Source organism: Caldanaerovirga acetigignens (assembly GCF_900142995.1).
Classification (GTDB): Bacteria; Bacillota; Thermosediminibacteria; order Thermosediminibacterales; family Thermosediminibacteraceae; genus Fervidicola; species Fervidicola acetigignens.
On record NZ_FRCR01000002.1, the window covers coordinates 1 to 21,246 of the forward strand.

Genomic DNA, 21,246 nt, shown 5'->3' on the forward strand with positions numbered 1-21,246 from the left:
CACGCGGCGTCGCTGGGTCAGGGTTCCCCCCATTGCCCAAAATTCCCCACTGCTGCCTCCCGTAGGAGTCTGGGCCGTGTCCCAGTCCCAGTGTGGCCGTACACCCTCTCAGGCCGGCTACCCGTCGTCGCCTTGGTGAGCCGTTACCTCACCAACTAGCTGATGGGCCGCAGGCCCATCCACCACCGCCACCTAAAAGGCAGCTTTCTTTACTAACCATGCGGCTAGCAAAGTCATCGGGTATTACCCCCGGTTTCCCAGGGCTATCCCCGTGTGGTGGGTAGGTTGCCTACGTGTTACTCACCCGTCCGCCGCTAAGGATGCTTCCAGCAAAGCTTTCAGCATCCCCCGCTCGACTTGCATGTGTTAGGCACGCCGCCAGCGTTCGTCCTGAGCCAGGATCAAACTCTCAGGTTAAATTTAATTCCCAAAGCAAGCTCTTCGCTCGCTTTTCCTACACACCTTCTAGATTGAAACTCTCAGGCGTGGCACTGTTCAGTTCTCAAGGTTCATCTCTTCGGCGGAATTCTATTGTATCATCTTTTGCTCTTCTTGTCAACCACCTCATCTTCAGCTTTTCCGCCGACAGCTCTTTATTATACACTGTAAAATTCCTCTTGTCAACTTTCTACTCGTTTCCGTCCGGCGCTTTCCCGCCGGACGCTTTTATAATATACCACAGACCATTGTCCGTTTTCAAACAGCCTTGTCCATTTTTATTCGCATTTATCGCAGATAATACCAAGTTAACTCTTTTTTACTCATCTATACAATCTTGTTTAATGCTTTTATACAATTCTTAGCTTTGTTTGTTAAAGTTTTAATACCTAGAGCAATAGAACTTTTCTTAAGAATTACATTATATGAATTCTCTAGTTCCTCAAGGAGAAGATTCCATATACTTGATCGTAATAATTACGCCTAAGACGCATAACGCTATTACGTAATAGAATACATTGTAATAATTGCCAAAATAATCAAGTAGCAATCCCGATTTTAAAACTCCAGTAATTGCGCCCAAACCATACGCAGTAAAAACTAAACCATAATTTTGACTATAGTTTTTTAATCCAAACAATTTTAAAGTCGATGTTGGCGCTATTGCAAGCCAACCTCCAAGATTAAACCAAAAAATCGCAAACGAGACTGTATATATAAATGGGTTATCATCCCCAAAAGCAATTAACAAGATTGAAGATAATAAAATAAGTCCATACGAGAAAAGCATTGCTTTTGCAGGAGTATATCGATCAGTTAACCACCCAATCCAATTAATACTAATCCTACCGCAAGGCCTTTCTTTTCCGGGAACCATTTTGCAACAACAGATAGTGGGACACCATACGCGATCCCAACGCCTGCACCGCTAATGCATCCATAAGTGATTGTAAATGATACAATATTGGTTGTGAATGATGATAAAAAAAGCGTAAGCGTTTAATGCTAATAAAGTATTCTCTTAGTTGTTTTTACTATATTTATTTATAACTCTGTCCGCCATATATGCTAGAAGGCCTAAAAACGGCGCGATGGCCGAAACAAAATATATACCAGAATATCCCATGTAGCTTGCCGCATATCCCAAAATCAACGCCCCTGCCCCTACTCCTATATCAAAAGCTCCCATTACAGTACCGTTTACAGCACCCCGCCTCTCTGCCTCTATGTCCCTAACAGCCATGGCAAGCAAGGTCGGCTGCAGGGCTCCGTAGCCTATGCCAAAGACCGCGCCACCAATTGAAAAAGCAAAAACCGATGAAGATATTGCAAGCATTAAATCGGATAAAACAAGGAGTATAAAGCTCCACAGGATTATTAGATGCGGCCCTCTCGTATCATAGTATTTGCCAACACAAAGCCTTGAGGCTATAATGCCAAGGGCATACGCCAGGAAAAAAGGGCTCATGTTCGCTATACCTTTTTCTTCACCGCAGAGGGCTATATAGGAAACTATACCGCTATAGGTAAAGGCGAGGAAAAACATCAAAAAAGCTACGTCGAGTGCCCTCTTTTCAAAAAAGGCAGGCCTCACTCCTTTTTTATTCAATCCAAGCTCATTTTGCGTCTTCAATATTCCCCCCATTATAAGGCCTAAAGTTGCAAAAGAAATCGAAGCCAAAAATATAGGGCCAAATCCGAAAGACGCAAGGAGGCTCAAGGCCAAAGCAGGCGCCCCGGCCTGGGCGATGGTCTGGAATATCCCGAAATACCCCATGCCCTCGCCTTTTCTCTCGGCAGGGATTATGTCTGCGGCTATTGTGTTAGAAGCCGTAGAACACGCAGACCAGCCCATGCCATGAAGTAGCCTCAAGACTAGGAGCAATACAACCGACCCAGCAAAATAATACCCCACAGCCGAAAGCAATATGGCCAAAAGCCCCACTATAAAAACTAACTTTCTCCCCCGCCTGTCGCATTCCATCCCCACCACAGGCCTCATCGCCAGTGCAGCCACAGTATAAAATCCATTGATCAAGCCTATTAACCTGGCGTCAGCCCCAAGACTTAATGCGTACTTTGGCAGCACCGGCATCACTATGTGGGACGCCGCCCAGAACATGAAAGTGGCAATACTAATCAGGACGAAGTCCTTTGTCCAAAGCGGTGGCTTTAAAGGTTTATCCAAAAAATTCTGCCCCATCTTATGCACCTCTTGTTTTTGTTTTTATATCTTCGCCATTATCTCCCTTATTCCTCTTTCTGCTTTATGCTATTTTTGAAACTAAATTATCGGAATTAATCACATCATTTTCCACATCATTTCTGGTAAAATATAGCCAAAAAGGGAGGCTAAACCGATGGAATTCCTAATTGAAGATAGGGTATTTGATCTGCTGCCCAATGTCTGTTTCGGCGTGGTTGTAGCAAGAGGCGTGAACAACCGCGGGAAAAACGAGGAAATCCTAAAGCTCCTCGAAGAAAGCATCGAGCTTGCGAGAAAAAAATTTGAGGGTATCAACATAAAGGAACATCCTGACATCCTCTGTTATAGGGAGGCTTTAAGAAAAGTAAATATCAACCCTAACAAGTTTCCATGCTCGGTAGAATCCATGACATCACGGGTGGTAAAGGGGAACAATCTTCCCTCCATCAACAACGTCGTAAACCTCATCAACGCCGTATCATTAAAACATACCCTCCCCATGGGCGCCCACGACCTTAAATGTGTGGAGGGAAACCTAAAGGTTTGCTTTTCTAAGGGAGGAGAGCCTTTTATCCCCTTTGGCGAGTCAAAGCCCGAGTACGTCGAAGAAGGAGAGCTAGTATACGCCGACGACCGCACGGTAAAAACCCGGCGGTGGATTTGGCGCCAATCGGAAATAGGCAAAATAACCGAAGAAAGCACTGATATTTTTATCCCCATAGACGGCTTTATAGATTACAACAAGGACGCTGTATTAAGGGCAAGAGATGAACTGGCTGAATATTTCAGGAAATTTTTCAATGTTGAACCAGAAGTTTTCTTCCTCCACGCTGGCAACCATTCGGTGAAAATACTTAAATAAGATGCCCGGTGGTTTTTTGCCGCCGGGCATTCTATTGCAATCTATATCCTACCCTTTTGCTCAAGCAGCCTGAAGATCACCACCGCTGCCTGGTCGCGCCTTGTGAAATCCTTCGGCCTGAAAGTGCCGTCGGGATTGCCCTTCATGAGCCCGTGCTTTACGGCAGCCGCGACGTACTTCCGCGCCCATGGCGAGATTTCACTGCTGTCTTTGAAGGCAAGCAGCGACTCCACCTCGACATCGGACATCAGGCCGGCCTCTTCCTCAAGCCCCAGGGCGCGGACCAGTACAGCCGCCATCTCCTGCCGGGACATGTTCATTCCGGGGTTGAAAAAGCTGTCCTGATCACCTCTGACCAAACCGTACCTGTAGGCAGTCTCTATGCTGGCGTAGAACCAGTCGGTGGCTTTTACGTCTTTGAAGCTAGAATCGCCGGAAACGTCCGTCTCCAGTCCAAGCCCTTTTACAAGGAGCTTTATAAACTCGGCCCTGGTGACGTTCCTCCCGGGGGCGAAAGCGTTCGGGCTCACACCGTCGACGATCTCTCTTGAAGCCAGCATCTCGATCTCATGCCTTGCCCAACTGTTCTGGATATCGTCGAAGGTGGGGCTGTATCCCATCAACCTGTAGAGAGAAAAGTGATTTACAGTAGTAGATACTTCCTGCTTTTCCTTATCAACCCTGCCGCCAAGGCTTACCCATTTATGCAGGTTCTCATCCCAGGTAAATATCGACAGCTTTTCGGGCGGGAAGCCGTTCATGTCCTTTTCGGAGTATTTCATAATGATGGTCACGGGTTTTTTGAATTTAATGCCTTCTGGCCCGAAATTGAATACGCTCGAGAACGGCACATGGCCTTCAGAGATGGGTTTGTCAGCAGCCTTTACGATCTGCACCCATATTTTCAGCTTTTCCTCGACGGCACCGGCAGGTACATCGACGACCAAGTTCCCGCCATAAACTTCAATCTTGCCGCCCTTATCGGGAGCGACTTCCTGTTCCACGCGGAGTCCGGGTACCTCTGTGACCGGTGTCGCACCGCCTCCCCCACCTCCGCCACCGGAGCCGCCCGTGCCCCCTGTACCTCCCGATCCGCCCGAACCGCCGGTGTCCCTGGGGGAAGATATCCGGGTTACTTTAAATGGTCCGGCATAACTTTCATTTCCCGCCCAGTCAATTGCGTTTACTCTGACGTAATAGTCTCCTGTTTTGCTGAGGGCTAGGTGGGCTTCGAAGGTACCGTCATCCGTAGTCGGAGTCGTTATTTCAATGTCTTCGGCACCGGATATAAAAATTTTAACAATCGCTCCCGGTTCAGATTTCCCCTTCACCGTTAGCGTCTCCGAAGAAATGATACTGGGCACATTCAGCTCTTTAAGCTCCGCCACGCGGTCAACAATCAAGTCAAGACCCAATTCCCATTTTCCCTGCTCATTATACGCAGAGAGTAATACTGTGTATTTGCCATCATCATAAGTAGTAAGCGATTCCCAGTCAATTTGGTATAGCGTATTTGCCTCGCCGTATACCCAGTTTTGCACAGTTTCCAGTTTTTCATCGCCTTTATATACGAATACGCCTACCGTAGCGTTATCCGTCATTGTATACGTTATAATTACTTTGTCAGACACTTTGGGAGAAAAAGGATTCGGGTACAGGTTAAGGTTTTTAAAAGCAGCATCGGTAGAGTTTGTAAAACTGCTTATCTTTGACCATGGGCCCACACCGAGAGAATTCTTTGCTTTAACTTTCCAGTAATAAACCCCATTTTCTGTAATGCTATCGGTTATGTAATAAGTGCCGTATATATCTTTAGCATCCACAATAATGTTTTTAAAATATATATCTCCAGCAATCTGCAGGTCAAAAGCTTCAGCTTTAAGAACGGGTTGCCAGAAGAAAGCAATCCCTGATCTTTCACGACCAATTCCCAATTCGCCCGGCGCCCCGGCCGGAACCTGTGCTTTGACGTATACGTCAGCAGTCATAGAATCGCCGGGATCACTGATGCAGGTTAATTCCACAAAAGTAAATTCACCATTCCTTGAATAGCTACCGGGAATGGTAAAAGCAGTGAATTCTCTCTTATTGTACTCTCCCGGAAACGGGTCTCCGGCATCGCCAGTATTATAACCTGTCTCCAAATCAATCCTGCCATCGGCCTGTCTCAAAGCGACCCTGGGATTTTGCCAGTCCGCATTTACATCGTTTTCTTCTATGCTCCCGATGCTGTCGTCGATGTGCCAGAGCAACAATCCTTCACCCGGCAATGCCGAATCAAAGCCGGTTTTTTTCCTGTATTCGATGAGGAAGTACTCCTGAGAGTTCACATCCCCATCTGTCCAGAGTCTGTATACGCTACCCGAAAAGTTGTTTTCAACCGGTTTTACCGTCAATGTCCCGTCGGAATTAATATTTTGGACTTCAACCCAACCGAGCAACGCCTTGGACCAAGCGGAAAAGTGAGTGGGTGAGCTTCCGGGAGGATCTCCCGCCCAGGCACCGTAATCCATGACGTCCCATATTCCTACTACCGGCAGTCCATCTGCGGTGCTGTAAAGGTCGGGCAATCCCAGGTCATGGCCGAACTCGTGGGCAAGCACGCCCAAAAGGCCGTCATCGGGAACAATTATGTAATCTTCGATCTTAACGCCGTCCACGGTTACCGGACTTCCGAACCTCCCGTAATGGGACCATATAGAATTGGCTCCGTATGGGCCGCCACCTGCCTCCTCGCCGGGACCAGCGTGGATTATAATGAGATGGTCGACAACTTTTTCTTCGTTTGCGTACTTAGAGAAATCAATATTTTGATCAGCTTTGGAGATGACTTCTCCTATAAGCTCTCCTACATTTACATCAATGAGGTTCCCCGAATTTTGCCCATAATAGGTTATAGGATTATTTGCCGTTATTACTGTATCGTACACATCACCCTCGATTAAAAACTTGCCGTAAGAATTTTCTCTTAGATAATTGTAAAGGCTTTTGCTGTTTTCTTCATTGCCGAATATCAAGTCTTCCCAGTAGACATCATCGTGAGCCTGCTCGAAATCCTCACTGGGAAAATTGACCCGCAGTACCAGCACATTATGTGTCCCTGTGACGGGGCCCTCCGGGGCAGGAGCCGATTTTTCCGTCGGTATAACAGGCAGCCGATCGGACTTACTTGAAAAGAACCCCTGCCCCCTCAGCTTTAAATCATAAACCCCGGGTTTAGGCGGCACATAGTGCCTCAGACTTACCCGGTAGCTTTCTCCACCGGGCACCGCCAGCGTTGCAAAGGAAGCACTCGAATTTAAAATAATGCATAGAAAAAGTATGAGAGGAATAACAGAACGTTTTAACATGCTGTCAAACCATCCTTTCTACTGTTGTATCTTTCTAATATACTGATTTCCAATATATCATAATGTAAAATTATTTGAAATAGGTCTGGAGGCTTGACTGATTATTTTTTAGCGTTTTCGTGTATAACGGCTTTAAGCGCACGAGTGGAAAGACTACCTTTGGGTTTGTATCGTATAGGTTATCTAGGGTTCTGGTAAGTACATCGTCGTTTAGGTAATATGGTTTTACTCCTTTTATTTATTTCAAATTAGTTCCTATTTTTCACATTAAAAAACCCCGCGGGGATAGATTTTAAAACCGGCAGGGTTATATTTTAATGAAAATCTGGCAATTTCGCTTTTCTCTCGAAGTATTTTAACTTCTTTCACTTAGCGTTCGGTTACTCTCTCTATACTAGCAGCTTCCCATGCTTGTATAGCCATCCTCTTTAGGCACGGGTTACCAGCTTTGACTGGGGCTCCGGTAATACTTATTTTCGTGAGGTGCTGACTCAGATAAGAGCAAAAGATTCCCCGCGCCCGCCCCATATACTCTACCGGCCCTTGGCAGCCCTGGATTTCGCTGTGTTGTGCCAGCTCATCCGAACGGTCTGGCCTCATAACGGGTTCTTGTTCATCGGGCCGTTGCCTCGCCTCCGGCTTCCTTCGGCACCCACCTGCGGTGGGTACCCGCCCTCACGGTGGACACCCTTGCCTTTGGCGAGAGACTTTGCTGCCTCGCCTGCAGTGGACATTCACCAGAGCTTTCCCCATGCCGGGCGCACATGAAAAAGGAAGGAGCATTGGTTAGCTCCTTCCTTTAAGATTACCTCACTGGTTTAGCCCAGCTATCTCAGTGTCGATTTGAGCATATACAGCGTTCATTGAAGCAAATCCACTTGCGGGTCTTGCATTGAATACTCTTGAAGCAACAACTGCTTTTAGTTGTTCGCTAAGTGCATCGAAAGGTGCATACCCTAGGGCTTTGAGTTCGGTTAGCATCTCGCCAGCATTTGCTGCAGCATTTATTTTTTGAAGCGTGGTTTGTGTACCAGAAGAAGTAGAGCCTGTAGATGCTGCGGCGTAGGCTATAACTTTTAATGTTCCGGCATCGCCAACGACATATACTGCTTTCATACCTTTTGTTATCTTAGTGTAGCTGGTTTTCTCTATTGTATCATATTTTCCGTCATCCTTGAATTTCACCCTGTAGACGACGGTCTTGTCAGTTATCCGATAATCGCTCAGATTTCCAACAGAATTTTCGAATGTAATGTATCTTCCATCTCTTGCATATACATTTTCAACCACAGGCACAGAAGCAAAGTTGCTGTAAGTCGCAGTGCTTGATGCATCGAATAATAAGTTTTGAGTTACTAATTTACCATCTGCATTCAGCTTAAATTCAATTACATCACCTTTGCTGAGGTTTGCATTCAGACCGGTTGTTCCGGCAAGGACATATTCTTTTTCGCCCGCATCAAATACGTCTACTTTTACGACCCAGCCATCTGCAGTGCGATACTTGTCAACTACTATACCAGCTTTGTTTTCAGCAAAGGCATCGCCGATTATTACTGCGAATACTGCCTCTCTCTTCGAATTAGTTACTACATAAATTGATGAGCTTATATCCGGAGTCTTAGATTTAATATCGTCCCATTTCAGAGCGTCAAGATCATCAGTATCAAATTCACCACTGTTATATGCTTCTGCCCTTACAATCTGCGTAGAAGAAGTTACATAAGCCAAAACACTACCGCTGCTGCTAAGAATCGCATTATAATCATCATCAAATCTATATCCAGTGTACCCTGTTGTTGGTGTTACGTTATTCAGATAATTAATCTTGCCATCTTTATTGAGAGTAAATTCAACTATCTTGCCCTTTAAGTTGTCAAGCTTTTCAGTATTGGGAACATCAGAGCTGCCCCGTTTGACCTCATAAGTCTTGGTCTCACCGTTTACGAATATCTTTATAGTGTCGTAATAATCCTGCCCTTTTATTACGAGACCATACATCTTATCGGAGGTTTCTTGGACATCGCCGCGGACATGCCTTACTTGACCATTCATGTCTAAGAGTACAACCGCGGTTTCACCGATAAGATCCTTAACTGCATCAGCATTATAGGCTACTACAGTCTTATCATTATCCTGAGAGGCTGTAGCCACTAAACCTTTATCGTACGTCTTTCCATTAACGGTTATGCTGCCGTCTTTAGCTTTTTCTATTTTGCCCTTAATCTTGTCTCTCACGACAGTGATATAGTATTCGTCGTCAATCTTGGCCACATAGAGAACATCGTCTTCTTTTACATCATCGAGGGAAATTTCTTCGCCATCTTTGTAGATGTAGTATGCGTCGGCATCGGCAAGGTCAAGCTCACTTTCTTCATCACTATCGTAAATGTAGGTAATTGTTTTATCCTTGGTGCTGACATCTTTTACAATTATTCCGTCCATACCGACTTCAGGTGTTACAACATCAACAAATACAACTTCACCTTTTTCAAGTATAAACCTACCATACTGTCCTTCCTTCAGGTCAGCAGCTTTAGCTTTCGTATGATCCACGTACACTGTTACATCTTCAGCAAAGTCATAAGTATCATCTGCTTTGATCAAGCTGATTTCCTTGCCATCGCTATTTTCAGCCACCATATCAAATACGACCTGAGCTTCGTCATAATCTACGAAAATAATCTTGTCATCCTTAACCCAAGCAGTGAGCTTTAGGCCGAGAAGTTCATCAGCTTTTACGAAATCTCCCACCTTAAATGTGCTGATGCTACCATCTTTACTTTTTATCTTTATTTCATCTTTATCAAGTTTGCTATCAACTTTGGGCGTGGCTACGACTCTGTAATCTTTATACTCTTTTACATTCAGTTTAGCTGTTAGTAATGTCTTATCTACTTCCTGGAACGTAACGTTAGTACCAAACCCTGTCTGTTCCATCAGATTGACATCAAGGGAGTTATTCACCATTTTTGCTACATCAGCGCGAGTCGCTGCAAGAGTACTTACCACATTAACTTTGTCGGTTATGCCCTTTTCAGCAGCAATGGCAAGATATCCGCCCGGATATCCTCCGAGGGCCTGAGCTTTGGGTTCATAGCCGAGAGCCCTTACGATCATCGTGATTGCTTCAGCGTAGGTTACGTTGTTCTCGGGCTTGAAGGTTCCATCGGGATACCCGTTCACAACGCCGAGATCGGAAGCTACTTTTATGTAGCCGGATGCCCAGTGAGCTGCGGTTACATCCTTGAATTTGGTCATTCCCTGAGCATACTGAGCAGCATTGCCAAGTCCGAGAGATGTCACGACTACTTTAGCGAATTCTGCTCTTGTGATGTTGTTATTGGGTTTGAATGTTCCATCAGGGTAACCATCGATTATCTTGAGTGCAACGAGTCTAGCGAGCGCATCGGAGAGGTCTTCGTCCTTCACGTCGCTGAACTTCGCTGCCGCGAACCCTGTGCTCATGATGCTGAGTACGAAGACCAGCACGAGCAGGGTCACGAGTGACTTTTTGAATCGCTTCATACCCAAATCCTCCTTATTTTTTTATCTTTTATTTTTATTTAAAAAGCTTTTATTCTCTTGGTATCCCCCCTCTCGGTATCTAAAAAGGTTTATTCCTTTTTTCATTATGACAGCCACACGCAATATCATTATGGAAGATATTGCGTGCAATTCGCAAGGTCACGGTTAGAAAATTTATCCTGAAATAATGAGCCTTCTTTCTTTCCGTCATCGGATTTGAGTATGAGCTCAAGGCTCATTATTAGGTTTTCAAAGTTCAAATTCTATGGTTATTATAGCATCAGTCTTTTGGAGCGTCAATATAATTGGCAAAATTGTAATATAAATGTAAAAATCGGGTAATACTTCTGTAGCATACAAGCTTTCCCGGTAGTTATATATATTCGATAAAACCCGTTAAATTCCTTCCTCTTATAAAAATTTTTGCCAAAAAATCACTTGCCCTCGCCGTCGAAGAATTCCCTGGCCTTTTCGGCCATAAGCTTTAAGGATTCCATGACCCTGCCGTGGAATTCCTCCGGAGACAGGCCCGTCATCACTTGGATGACGTCGTCTATGGTCTCGGCAGCGTAGATGTGGAATTTGCCTTCATTTACTTTCTCCACCACTTCCCTTTTCAGCATGAGGTTGTCGACGTTTTTCGAAGGTATTATAACTCCCTGGGTCCCCGTGAGTCCCTTTATGCGGCAGGCGTGATAAAAGCCCTCAACTTTTTCCGTAACTCCCCCGACGGGCTGCACGTTGCCGTGCTGGTCAAGTGACCCCGTTACGGCAAGGTCCTGGCGCACAGGTATCCCGGATATGCTGGAAAGCAGGGCTAAAAGCTCGGCACAGGTGGCGCTGTCCCCTTCCACACCGCCGTAGTTTTGCTCGAAGGTGATGCTGGCCGTGACAGAAAGGGGGATTTCCCTGGAATACTTTTCCCCGAGATACCCGGAAAGGATCATCACAGCCTTGTCGTGTATCTTGCCGGAGAGCTTTGCCTCCCGCTCGATGTTTATGACTCCGGCGTCTCCGAGGAAAGTCCTCGCCGTTATGCGCGAGGGCTGGCCGAATACGTGGTCTCCTATGTCTATGACCGAAAGGCCGTTGACCTGGCCCACTTTCTTGCCTTCCGTATCTACTATTATCTCGCCCCGCTCTATCATGGAGAGCAGTTTTTCCTCTATCATGTTCGAACGGTAGACCTTCTCTTCTATGGCCTTTTCCACGTGTTTTGCCGAGACCTTTTCAGCACCTTCCATCGCCGCCCAGGCGCCGGCCTCGTATATTATCTCCGCAATTTCGTTAAAGCGCGTGGAAAGCTTTTTCCTGTCGCCGGCGAGGCGGGAGCTATAGTCTATCACCTTCGCCACCGCCGAAGGCTCAAAGGGGAGCAGGTTCTCCTCCCGGCAGATGTTGCATATAAACGAGGCGTAATTTTTCATATTTTCTTCGTTTCTTTCCATCTCTACGTCGAAGTCGACTTTTATCTTGAAGAGTTTTCTGAAGTCATCGTCGAATTCGTTCAGGAGGTAGTAAATAAACGGAGTGCCTATAATTATGACCTTCACGTCGATTGGTATGGGCTCGGGCTTTAGGGTGACCGTCGGGACCGTGCGGTACTGCTCGCCGATGTTTTCAACCCTGGCCTCTCCGTTTTTGAGGGTGCGCTTTAAGGTATCCCATGCGAATGGGTCTTTAAAGAGGTCCTCGGCCTGAAGCACCAGGTACCCGCCCCTTGCCCTGTGGATTGCTCCGCTTTTTATCAGGGTAAAGTCGGTCACTACCGTTCCGAAAAAGGCCCTTCCCTCAATCTTGCCGAACAGATTATAATATGTAGGATTGGTTTCAAATATCACCGGTGCGCCTTCGGTGGCCCTGTTGTCGACAAAGAGGTTCACCCTGTAGCGCACGAAAAAGTCTTCTTTCGGGTTTGCATGGCCGGAGATGGCGGCTATCTCCTGGAGCTCGGCTTTTTGGGCATCGCCCTGCCTTATTGCCGGAAGGTTTTTGATAAGGTCGTCTTTGACGGCTTTTAGATAATCTATAATGCTTACAAATTCTGCGTACTTGGCCGTTATCTCCTCGAAGTACGGATCAACGGCGGCAAGGGCCGTCTTTTTTTCGAGTTCCGAAAGCTCCTCCCTCAGCTTCCTGTCAAGAGACCTCATCTTCCTCATCGTTTCGTCAATCCTGTTTTGCACGGCGCGGCTTTTCTCTTCCAGGGTTTTTCTTTCTTCCTCCGTCAGCGCGTCGTATTCTTCCTGGCTCATGGGCTTTCCGTCTTTTAATGGTATCGTTATGAAGCCCTGGGGCGTGCGCTGTATGGAAAGACCTTCCTCTCTTGCGAGTTTTTCAAGCTTTTCAAAGAGCTCTACCGACATCTTCTGGTATTTTTCTACCAGCTCCTGCCGCTGGTTTTCGAACTTTTCGTCGTCAAAGGCCCGAGCAATTTCCCGCCGCAGTTCCTCTATAAGCTTTTCCATGTCCTTTGCGAATTCCGAACCCTTGCCTGCAGGAAGGAATATAGCTTTTGGCTTTTCGGGCTTTAAGAAGTTATATACGTACAATATGTCGTCGGGGACAGGTTTTTCCTTCGCGATTTTCGAGACCGCGCTCCTCGCATAAGTAGTCTTGCCGGTGCCTTTAGGCCCCACCACGAATATGTTGTATCCCTTTTTTTCTATCCTGAGCCCGAACTCCATGGACCGGACGGCCCTTTCCTGGCCTATTATGCCGGAAAGGGGCTCGAGTTCTTCCGTGGAAAGAAAATTGAAGACCGACGGGTCGCAGGTTTCGCAAAGTTCTTGAGCCGAAAGTTCCTTGAGCACGGGTATCCCTCGCTTTCCATTTAAAATTTATCGGGCACGAGCATTTATAATTATAATATAAACTTTTGGGAGATTTTGTTCAATGCATCTTTTTTGGATTGTCTTTAACATGTATGTATGCTATCATGAACTCGAGGAGATGATCTTATGATCAACGAATACGGGTTTACGGAGGCAAAAAACGATTTTTCAAAAGTTTTTAATACAGTTTATAACGAGCTGAAGCCGGCCATAATCAAAAGAAGAAAAGATCAGGAAATATTAATGCTGAGAAAGGACCTTTTAAGGGACTACTTACCTGCGGAATTCAAAGTAGAAATTTATCGGGAGAAAGACGGAACCATTACTCTCTCAATGGACACCCTTGAAATTGCCGTCAACGCTCCCAACATGGAAAGTGCATTGGAGGAATTGATAAAAGAATTAATAGATTACGCCAAAGAGTACCTGGAAAGGTCCCAACTTTTTATCAACTCACCCAACCGCAAATCTCATTTTCCGTATGTACTCCGGTTGATGCTCTGTGATTCCGATGACGAGATAAAAGCTTTATTAAAATTTAGTTATGCCTCCTAAATTTCGAGACTTAAAAAGATATTGCGAAAAAGACGGTTGGGTGATGGTAAAAAATATTAAGAAGAATTTTGGAAAGGACTATGAAAAATATAAAAAAGGCTGGATTTTGCACTCCAGCCTTATCATTTGCTCTCCTTGTGCTTCAGGGCGGCTTTTACGAAATCCCGGAAAAGGGGATGGGGCCTGTTGGGCCGGGATTTGAATTCCGGGTGAAACTGCACCCCCACGAACCAGGGGTGGTCTTTTATCTCGATTATCTCGACGAGCCTGCCGTCAGGGGACTGCCCGGCAATCACCATTCCGAATTTTTCGAGGGTATCCCTGTAATCGTTGTTGAATTCGTAGCGGTGCCGGTGGCGTTCATCTATCATTTCTTCGCCGTAGGCTTCCCTAGCCTTGGTGCCGGGCACGAGGCGGCACGGATACCGGCCAAGTCGCATAGTTCCGCCTTTTTCCTTCACATCCTTTTGTTCCGGCAAAAGGTCAATGACGGGATGGGGTGTGGACGGTTTGAATTCTGTGCTGTGAGCTCCTTCAAGGCCGCAGACGTTGCGGGCATATTCTATGACCGCACACTGCATCCCGAGGCAGATGCCGAAAAAGGGTACTTTATTTTCCCGGGCATATCTTATCGCCTTTATTTTGCCTTCTATACCCCGGTCCCCGAAGCCTCCTGGCACGAGGATGCCGTCTACATCTGATAAAGCCTCCTCGATTTTTACCCCGCCAGATTCAAGCTCTTCGGAATGAACCCACTTTATGTCTACGCGGGCGTCGTTGGCAATGCCTCCGTGGCACAGGGCTTCGGCCACGCTCAGGTAAGCGTCGTGGAGCTCCACGTACTTACCGACCAGGGCTATGGTGACTTTATTTGAAGGATTTTTGACCTTTTCCACCATGGCCTCCCATTCCGAAAGGTCAGCCTTCCTGCCGTCGAAGCCGAGTTTTTTCGCCACCACTTCGTCGAGGCCTTCCTTTTTCAAAACGAGCGGTACTTCGTAGATGCTCTTTACATCGTAGTTTTGAATGACCGCCTCTGGTTCTACATTGCAAAAGAGGGCTATTTTTTCCTTCAGCTCCCGGGGCAGTCGCTTTTCGGTGCGGCAGACAATTATGTCGGGCTGTATGCCAATGCTCCGGAGTTCTTTTACGCTGTGCTGGGTGGGTTTGGTCTTGAGCTCCCCTGCGCTTCCGAGGTATGGAACCAATGTGACGTGGATGTAAAGCACGTTGTCCTTCCCCACGTCGACCTTGAGCTGCCTTATCGCCTCTAAAAAAGGAAGGCTTTCGATATCGCCGACAGTTCCTCCTATTTCGGTTATCACCACATCTGGGGAAGACAAGCGGGCGATTCGGGTAATGCGCTCTTTTATCTCGTTGGTGATGTGGGGTATCACCTGTACCGTAGCCCCCAGGTAATCCCCCCGCCTTTCCTTAGTTATTACAGACCAGTAAATCTGGCCGGTCGTAACGTTGCTGTCTCGCGTGAGGTTGATATCTATAAATCTCTCGTAGTGCCCCAGGTCTAAATCTGTTTCTGCGCCGTCCTCAGTCACGAATACTTCTCCGTGCTGATACGGGCTCATGGTACCAGGGTCCACGTTTATATAAGGGTCAAATTTCTGCATGAAGACCGACAGCCCCCGGCTCTTCAAAAGCCTACCCAGTGATGCCGCCGTGATGCCCTTGCCCAGCGAAGAGACTACTCCTCCCGTTATGAATATAAACTTGGTATGCATCCCGAGTCCTCCTTGAGGAAATTCCGTACATAAAAAAGGCCATACATTTTATTCTAGGCATTTTAAAAAACAATTGTCAATATCCGTCTCGCAAATAAAAAGCAGCGGTGAAGGCATCGCCACTGCTTTTTGTCTCCTATTCGTACTTTAAGACAACAATTCTCCTTCCTTCTTGCTTTAAGTCTTTTTCGGTTATCTCGAGAGTGTTGCTCTCCAGAAATTCCCCGCCGCCCACTTTTTCCAAAAATTTTTCAACCGGATCTATCGGCATACTCACCGCAGGAGTCTTGAAATGCATGGGTATCACTACTTTGGGCAAAAGCTGCTCCATGACCGCAACGGCCCCTTCGGCATCCAGCGTGAACGTCCCGCCTACCGGCAAAAGCAGCACGTCGATCTTCCCTATTTCCTCTTCCTGATGCTTGGTGAGGAGGTGTCCCAAATCTCCCACGTGGCAAATCCTTATGCCGTCCATCTCGAACACAAAAATTATGTTTGGGCCTCTCTTTGCTCCTTTGGCCTCATCGTGGTACGACGAGACGCCTTTTATGCTGACCCCGCAGGTGTTATATACTCCCGGAGCCTTTATAATGGTCGGGTCTCCCTGCACGGCCTCCACGTAGTTGTGGTCGTAATGGTCATGGCTTACCGTTACAACGTCGGCCTCCACCTTGGGTATCTTGTAACCCACGCTTCCGTCGAAAGGATCGGTCACTATTTTTGTCCCTATCTGGGACTCAAGAAGGAAGCACGCATGGCCGAACCATCGAATTTTCACAACAAAAACCTCCCTTTCTTTCAAGGCTTGGGCAAACCTTGAGAAAAGTGCTTTATTTTCATCTTCTTCGTTTTTCTCGATGCAAAAATCTTAAAACCTCCATACTTTAATAATATATTCTTGGAAAAACGCAAAATTCCTGCTTGGCTTTTTTATTTTAACCATTTCCTTTTAAGTTAATTCTTGGTAATGCCATCACCCTTTAGCTTTCTCAATTTATACTGCAGGGTCTGCCTCGGAATGCCGAGCATTCTCGCTGCCCTGGTGACGTTGCCCTCCGATTCCCTGATGGCCTTTTTGATGAGCTCGGATTCCACCTTTTCCAGTGCTTCGTTTAGATTGAGCCGCTCATCGGACAAAATAGTGCCTTTTTTCGGCAAAAAGTAAGCTCTAATCTGCAGCGGAAGGTGTTCGGGCCTTATTTCGTCTCCATCCATCACCACCAGCGCACCTTCTATCGCATTTTCAAGTTCCCTCACGTTTCCCGGCCAAGGGTATTCCATGAAAATATCCATGACTTCCTTTCAACAGCGCCCATAACCCTGCCACCTACTTTAACCGGCAGGGTGTGGACCCCTTCCTCCACGTGGGAAAGCAAAAGTTCAAACAGCGCCTTCAGGATTTCACTGGCATTGCTTTCACTCATCGGGATTCCGCCTTTCAAGCCCTTGCCTTTTAGCAATAGAAATTACATCCGCTCGGGGGCTGAAATCCCTAAAATCTTAAAGGCGTTTTGCAAGACCTGCTTTACGGCTTTTACCAGCATCAGCCGGGCTTTAGTTAAGTCTTCGTCGCCGGTCAGCACGCGGCAGACGTTGTAAAAAGAATGGAATGCCGCAGAAAGTTCGAGGGTATAACTGGCAATGCGGTAAGGGGAAAGGGTGGTGGCAGCAACCTTTATGGTCTCCGGAAAGTCCGCAAGTTTTTTTACAAGCTCTATTTCGGTTTCGTGAGTGAGCATCGAAAAAAGCCTTTCCGTTTCACGTGGCGAAATGTCACTGCCCTCAGGCACTTTTACATCCTGCTCTTTTGCCTGCCTTATGATGCTGGCTATACGGGCATGAGCATACTGCACGTAGTAAACCGGGTTTTCCTCCGACTGCTTCACCGCCAGGTCCAGGTCAAAGTCCAGGTGCGTGTCGGCCCCCCTCATGTTGAAGAAAAACCTCGCGGCGTCTTTCCCCACCTCTTCAACCAGGTCCGCGAGCGTCACCGCCCGGCCAGTGCGCTTTGACATGCGGGCAATCTCGCCGTTCCTGAAAAGGCGCACAAGTTGCATTATAATTATGGTGAGCTTATCCGGGTCGTATCCTAAGGCCGCCAGGGCCCCTTTTACCCTGGGGACGTGTCCGTGGTGGTCGGCCCCCCAGATGTCTATGACCCATTCGAAGCCCCGGTCGAATTTATCCTTGTGGTAGGCTATATCGGCGGCAAAATAGGTCGGCACTCCGTTTTGCCTTATCAAAACTTCATCTTTCGGAACGCCGAATTCCGTCGCCTTGAACCAGAGGGCTCCGTCCTTTTCGTAAGTATATCCCCTTTGGGTGAGGAGCTCTATCGTCTTTTTTACCTTCCCGCTTTCGTGCAGGCTTTTTTCCGAAAACCAAACGTCGAAGTGCACCCCGAAGTCTTCCAGGTCCTTTTTCATCCTCTCGACGTTCCTCTTTAAAGCAAACTCTACAAAATAGGCCCTCCTTTCGGCGGGGTCTACCGAAAGGAATCGGTCCCCTTCTTTTTCGATGATCTCCCTGGCGTGGTCTTTTATGTCCTCGCCGTGGTACCCCCCTTCGGGAATCTGGCTTTCATAGCCCAAAAGCTCAAGGTACCTCGCTTCCAGGGAAAGGCCAAAATTTTCTATTTGGTTTCCGGCGTCGTTTATGTAAAACTCCCTGGTAACGTCGTATCCCGCCATTTCCAGCAGCGATGCCAGGGCATCCCCAAGGGCTGCACCCCGGGCATTCCCTATATGCATCGGCCCCGTGGGGTTGGCACTCACAAACTCCACCTGCACCTTTTTCCTTTTTCCGAGGTCTATGCGCCCATAATTTTCTCCTTCCTCCAGGATAATTCGGATTACCTCATGGGCCCAAGTAGGCTCGAGGTGAAAATTTATAAAACCCGGCCCGGCCACTTCCACCTTTTCCACGCCTGAACCGGCGATTTCCATTCTCTCCACTATTATGTTCGCAATCTCCCTAGGAGGCTTTTTGGCCTCCCTTGCCGCAAGCATGGCCACATTCACTGCAAAGTCTCCATGCTCTTTTGCCTGAGGCACCTCGACGGTAAATTCGGGAATTTGGGAAAGGTTGACGGCCCCTTCTTCGATGGCTTTCCTCAGCGCATCTATCGTAATTTCTTTTATCTTGCCCTTTATCTTGGCCTTAACATCTTTCATAAAAATCCTCCCAAAATTGTCAGAATAGTTATTTGCCCTGCTGCATACTACTATTATATATTTTTGCTTTATTTTATGCAATAAAAAGGTGCCCCCTCACCAATCATAATATGCAGTGAGAGGGCATTTCACTTCACTTTTATAAAAATAACATCTGCCTTGTATAGTCCCCGAAGCAGTCGAGACATACCTTTTTGCCATCCATAAGACGTATTTTATGTTCCGGCGCACCTTCGCCGCACATTTCGCAAATTATCGTCGTAAAGATCCTGGCCCTTTCTGGCAGGGGGAAATTTGGTTTTTTAAACAAGAATAAATCTTCAAGAGGGGAAATCAAAATGTGCTCCAGCCTCTTTTGCCGGTCCTCAAAATTTTCTTTTGGACTATATATTATACGTATGCTCTCACCCGTATCCCTTTTGAAAAAGCTGAAAGCCATCTTGCCTGTCCCCCTGTATATCAGGTTGCCCTTTCCAAAAGTACATCCGGTAAGTACCTGCACGGCGTCGACGCCGCAGGCGTCGTTTTCCGTGACGCACACCAGTTCTTCGTCTTTCGAAAAGCCTGCCCCTAGCTTTTCCCTCAAAGCCTCGCAGGCCCTGTACCCAATGGCAAGGCCTGGGCAGACGTGACCGTGAAACTCTACACATTTCTTCCAGTCATCCTTATTCAAGTATATTTCCACCGCGCACTCCACCCCCACGTTTCTTGTTTAGCCCTACAGGGGCACAACTACAGGGATTCCCGCAAGCCTTTCCACCGTTACTTGAACTCCGTAGACACTGGCTATGTTTTCCGGCGTCATTATTTCCATTCCCCCGCAGGCGAAGATCGTCCCGTTTTTCAAAAGGAGGAATTTATCGGCAAACCGCATTGCAAGGTTTAAATCATGCATTACTACCACCACTGCAATGTTTTGTTCCTTGGCAGCTTTTTTTACAATCTTTAGCACCTCGAACTGATTCTTTAAGTCCAGGTTGCTGGTGGGTTCGTCCAGCAGAAGTACCCGCGGCTCCTGGGCCAGGGCCCTTGCTATGACAACTTTCTGAAGCTCTCCTCCGCTCAGCTCGTCGAGGTAGCGAAGTGAAAGTTCCTCCATACCAAGGACCTGTAAAACATCTTGGACTATTTTCAGGTCTCTTGGGGTAGCACTCCATTTTATGTGAGGTTTTCTGCCCAAAAGCACAGCATCGAATACTGTGAAACGGCCACTTTCGTATCTTTGCGCCACGTAACCCAGGCGGCGGGCAACCTCCCGCCGGTTTAACGTAGATAGGTCTTCTTTTTCAATGAGAATTGTCCCCGTTTGCGGCTTTAAAATTCTGTTCAGGCATTTGAGCAAAGTAGACTTGCCAGCTCCGTTGTTTCCCAGGATAGAAAAAAGTTCACCCCTATTGACCTCAAATCTGATATCCCTTAGCACGGGCCGACTGCGGTAGGTGAATTCTACTTTGTCTACCACCAGCATCATCTTTTGCTGTACCCCCTAGAGAGAAGATAAAGGAATAGCGGAGCACCCATAAAGGAGGTAATCGCCCCTACAGGTAAAACAACCGGGGAAATAATTGTCCTGGCCAGGGTATCGGAAGCAAGCAGCAAAAGCCCTCCCATTAAACTAGAAGCCGGGATTAAAAAACGGTGATCGCCGCCCAATATCCTTCTCATTATATGCGGACCTACCAGCCCGATAAAACCGATGATTCCCAGAAATGAAACAGTTACAGCCGTGACCAGAGATGCTACGAACATCCCGGCCATCCTGATTTTCTCCACATCAACACCCAGCCCTTTGGCCGTTTCCTCCCCGCCGTATAGGGCATTGTAATTCCATCGGTTCGCCATAAAGTATATCAGTGCGGCACCGGTTACCACGGCCATGATTTCAAGATCACGCCAGGAAGCCCTGCCAATATCTCCGAAGGTCCAGAAGACGATCGAAGCCACTTGCACATCGCTGGCAAAATACTGCAAAATAATAGTGGCGGCTGAAAAAAGCGAGCTCAGAGCCACCCCGGCTAGGACCATCGCTTCAGGAGTGACTCCTTTGATCTGGGCCAGGAATAAAACCACCACGGTTGTCGCCATCGCTCCCACAAAGGCTGAAATGGTAACTAGGTATGGGTTGTTGATGATTACCGCGTCAGCACTGGCGCTGTGGGCACTTCCCGCCCCTAGGGCAATAATTGCCACGGCTGCGCCAAAGGCTGCCCCCTGCGAAACACCCAGTGTAAAGGGAGATGCGAGGGGGTTGCGCAAGATGCTTTGCATAACACAGCCGGCCACGGAAAGGCCGGCCCCGGCTGTGATAGCCGCCAGCACCCGGGGCAGCCGGATATTCCAGATAATTATATTTAAATGTCCCTGTGTTTTGCCAAGCAACGTCAACAATACCTGGGACGGCGAAGCTTTCGCAGAACCAGCATTGATGGCGTATACGCCAAGCAGAATAGTTAAAAGAAAAAGCAGGCAAATGATGAAAACTTTTCTTTGGGTATACCTCAGATAACTTTCCTGCATGTTTTCCATTGCTAGATGCCGCATATTTCCTTTCTCCTCGAGTA

General features: G+C 47.2%; 15 protein-coding genes and 1 rRNA gene. 2 read left to right on the forward strand and 14 right to left on the reverse strand.

Annotated features, from left to right (window positions below; all coding sequences use genetic code 11):
- The 3 genes from BUB66_RS01585 to BUB66_RS01595 all read right to left on the reverse strand — a co-directional run.
- A 16S ribosomal RNA gene (locus tag BUB66_RS01585) occupies nucleotides 1–417 on the reverse strand; the annotation flags it as partial.
- A gap of 463 nt (nucleotides 418–880) precedes the next feature.
- Nucleotides 881–1,315, reverse strand: coding sequence for an MFS transporter (locus tag BUB66_RS01590; RefSeq protein WP_073253667.1), 435 nt, complete (start codon nucleotides 1,313–1,315; stop codon nucleotides 881–883).
- 144 nt (nucleotides 1,316–1,459) lie between these two features.
- Nucleotides 1,460–2,641 (reverse strand): MFS transporter, encoded by a 1,182-nt coding sequence (locus BUB66_RS01595; RefSeq protein ID WP_073253671.1) that lies wholly within the window; start codon nucleotides 2,639–2,641, stop codon nucleotides 1,460–1,462.
- A gap of 157 nt (nucleotides 2,642–2,798) precedes the next feature.
- On the opposite strand from BUB66_RS01595, the gene BUB66_RS01600 reads away from it, so the two are divergent.
- A complete protein-coding gene (locus BUB66_RS01600; RefSeq protein WP_073253674.1) occupies nucleotides 2,799–3,506 on the forward strand; it encodes a B3/B4 domain-containing protein in 708 nt (235 codons plus the stop codon).
- A gap of 41 nt (nucleotides 3,507–3,547) precedes the next feature.
- On the opposite strand, the gene BUB66_RS01605 is transcribed toward BUB66_RS01600, so the two are convergent.
- The 3 genes from BUB66_RS01605 to BUB66_RS01620 form a co-directional block, all read right to left on the reverse strand.
- On the reverse strand, nucleotides 3,548–6,856 hold the full coding sequence (locus tag BUB66_RS01605) for a M6 family metalloprotease domain-containing protein (RefSeq protein WP_073253677.1): 3,309 nt from the start codon (nucleotides 6,854–6,856) through the stop codon (nucleotides 3,548–3,550).
- Nucleotides 6,857–7,666: 810 nt separating this feature from the next.
- Complete coding sequence (locus BUB66_RS01615) at nucleotides 7,667–10,384, reverse strand: S-layer homology domain-containing protein (RefSeq protein ID WP_073253682.1); 2,718 nt, start codon at nucleotides 10,382–10,384, stop codon at nucleotides 7,667–7,669.
- 434 nt (nucleotides 10,385–10,818) lie between these two features.
- Entirely contained in the window at nucleotides 10,819–13,197 is a 2,379-nt protein-coding gene (locus tag BUB66_RS01620) for a Lon protease family protein (RefSeq protein WP_073253685.1), read from the reverse strand.
- A 147-nt stretch (nucleotides 13,198–13,344) separates the two neighbouring features.
- Here BUB66_RS01620 and BUB66_RS01625 point away from each other — a divergent pair, with 147 nt between their 5' ends.
- The gene (locus BUB66_RS01625) at nucleotides 13,345–13,773 is read left to right on the forward strand and encodes an exoribonuclease R (RefSeq protein WP_073253688.1); all 429 of its coding nucleotides are present in this window, start codon (nucleotides 13,345–13,347) and stop codon (nucleotides 13,771–13,773) included.
- Nucleotides 13,774–13,895: 122 nt separating this feature from the next.
- On the opposite strand, the gene BUB66_RS01630 is transcribed toward BUB66_RS01625, so the two are convergent.
- The 8 genes from BUB66_RS01630 to BUB66_RS01665 form a co-directional block, all read right to left on the reverse strand.
- Nucleotides 13,896–15,512, reverse strand: a complete 1,617-nt coding sequence (locus tag BUB66_RS01630) for a CTP synthase (RefSeq protein WP_073253691.1) — start codon at nucleotides 15,510–15,512, stop codon at nucleotides 13,896–13,898.
- A gap of 136 nt (nucleotides 15,513–15,648) precedes the next feature.
- Nucleotides 15,649–16,290 (reverse strand): MBL fold metallo-hydrolase, encoded by a 642-nt coding sequence (locus tag BUB66_RS01635; RefSeq protein ID WP_073253693.1) that lies wholly within the window; start codon nucleotides 16,288–16,290, stop codon nucleotides 15,649–15,651.
- 176 nt (nucleotides 16,291–16,466) lie between these two features.
- The gene (locus BUB66_RS01640) at nucleotides 16,467–16,805 is read right to left on the reverse strand and encodes a helix-turn-helix domain-containing protein (protein ID WP_073253696.1); all 339 of its coding nucleotides are present in this window, start codon (nucleotides 16,803–16,805) and stop codon (nucleotides 16,467–16,469) included.
- Nucleotides 16,766–16,936 carry a hypothetical protein gene (locus BUB66_RS12115; RefSeq protein WP_159431491.1) on the reverse strand — a complete coding sequence of 57 codons (171 nt, stop codon included), beginning with the start codon at nucleotides 16,934–16,936 and terminating at the stop codon, nucleotides 16,766–16,768. Before BUB66_RS12115 ends, BUB66_RS01640 begins: the two co-directional genes overlap by 40 nt.
- Nucleotides 16,937–16,978: 42 nt before the next feature.
- Nucleotides 16,979–18,685 (reverse strand): arginine--tRNA ligase, encoded by a 1,707-nt coding sequence (argS, locus tag BUB66_RS01650; protein WP_073254194.1) that lies wholly within the window; start codon nucleotides 18,683–18,685, stop codon nucleotides 16,979–16,981.
- Between the two features lie 139 nt (nucleotides 18,686–18,824).
- Entirely contained in the window at nucleotides 18,825–19,364 is a 540-nt protein-coding gene (locus BUB66_RS01655) for an FmdE family protein (RefSeq protein WP_425291862.1), read from the reverse strand.
- A 39-nt stretch (nucleotides 19,365–19,403) separates the two neighbouring features.
- Nucleotides 19,404–20,156, reverse strand: coding sequence for an ABC transporter ATP-binding protein (locus BUB66_RS01660; RefSeq protein ID WP_073253702.1), 753 nt, complete (start codon nucleotides 20,154–20,156; stop codon nucleotides 19,404–19,406).
- Nucleotides 20,153–21,226: a FecCD family ABC transporter permease gene (locus tag BUB66_RS01665; protein WP_073253705.1), complete on the reverse strand. Its 1,074-nt coding sequence runs from the start codon at nucleotides 21,224–21,226 to the stop codon at nucleotides 20,153–20,155. Before BUB66_RS01665 ends, BUB66_RS01660 begins: the two co-directional genes overlap by 4 nt.
- Nucleotides 21,227–21,246 lie beyond the last annotated feature (20 nt).

Coding starts and splice junctions, on each gene's coding strand:
- BUB66_RS01590 (WP_073253667.1), bottom strand. CDS start 1,315: ATGGTTCCCGGAAAAGAAAGGCCTTGCGGTAGGATTAGTATTAATTGG.
- BUB66_RS01595 (WP_073253671.1), bottom strand. CDS start 2,641: ATGGGGCAGAATTTTTTGGATAAACCTTTAAAGCCACCGCTTTGGACA.
- BUB66_RS01600 (WP_073253674.1), top strand. CDS start 2,799: ATGGAATTCCTAATTGAAGATAGGGTATTTGATCTGCTGCCCAATGTC.
- BUB66_RS01605 (WP_073253677.1), bottom strand. CDS start 6,856: ATGTTAAAACGTTCTGTTATTCCTCTCATACTTTTTCTATGCATTATT.
- BUB66_RS01615 (WP_073253682.1), bottom strand. CDS start 10,384: ATGAAGCGATTCAAAAAGTCACTCGTGACCCTGCTCGTGCTGGTCTTC.
- BUB66_RS01625 (WP_073253688.1), top strand. CDS start 13,345: ATGATCAACGAATACGGGTTTACGGAGGCAAAAAACGATTTTTCAAAA.
- BUB66_RS01630 (WP_073253691.1), bottom strand. CDS start 15,512: ATGCATACCAAGTTTATATTCATAACGGGAGGAGTAGTCTCTTCGCTG.
- BUB66_RS01640 (WP_073253696.1), bottom strand. CDS start 16,805: ATGGATATTTTCATGGAATACCCTTGGCCGGGAAACGTGAGGGAACTT.
- BUB66_RS12115 (WP_159431491.1), bottom strand. CDS start 16,936: ATGAGTGAAAGCAATGCCAGTGAAATCCTGAAGGCGCTGTTTGAACTT.
- argS (WP_073254194.1), bottom strand. CDS start 18,685: ATGAAAGATGTTAAGGCCAAGATAAAGGGCAAGATAAAAGAAATTACG.
- BUB66_RS01660 (WP_073253702.1), bottom strand. CDS start 20,156: ATGATGCTGGTGGTAGACAAAGTAGAATTCACCTACCGCAGTCGGCCC.
- BUB66_RS01665 (WP_073253705.1), bottom strand. CDS start 21,226: ATGCGGCATCTAGCAATGGAAAACATGCAGGAAAGTTATCTGAGGTAT.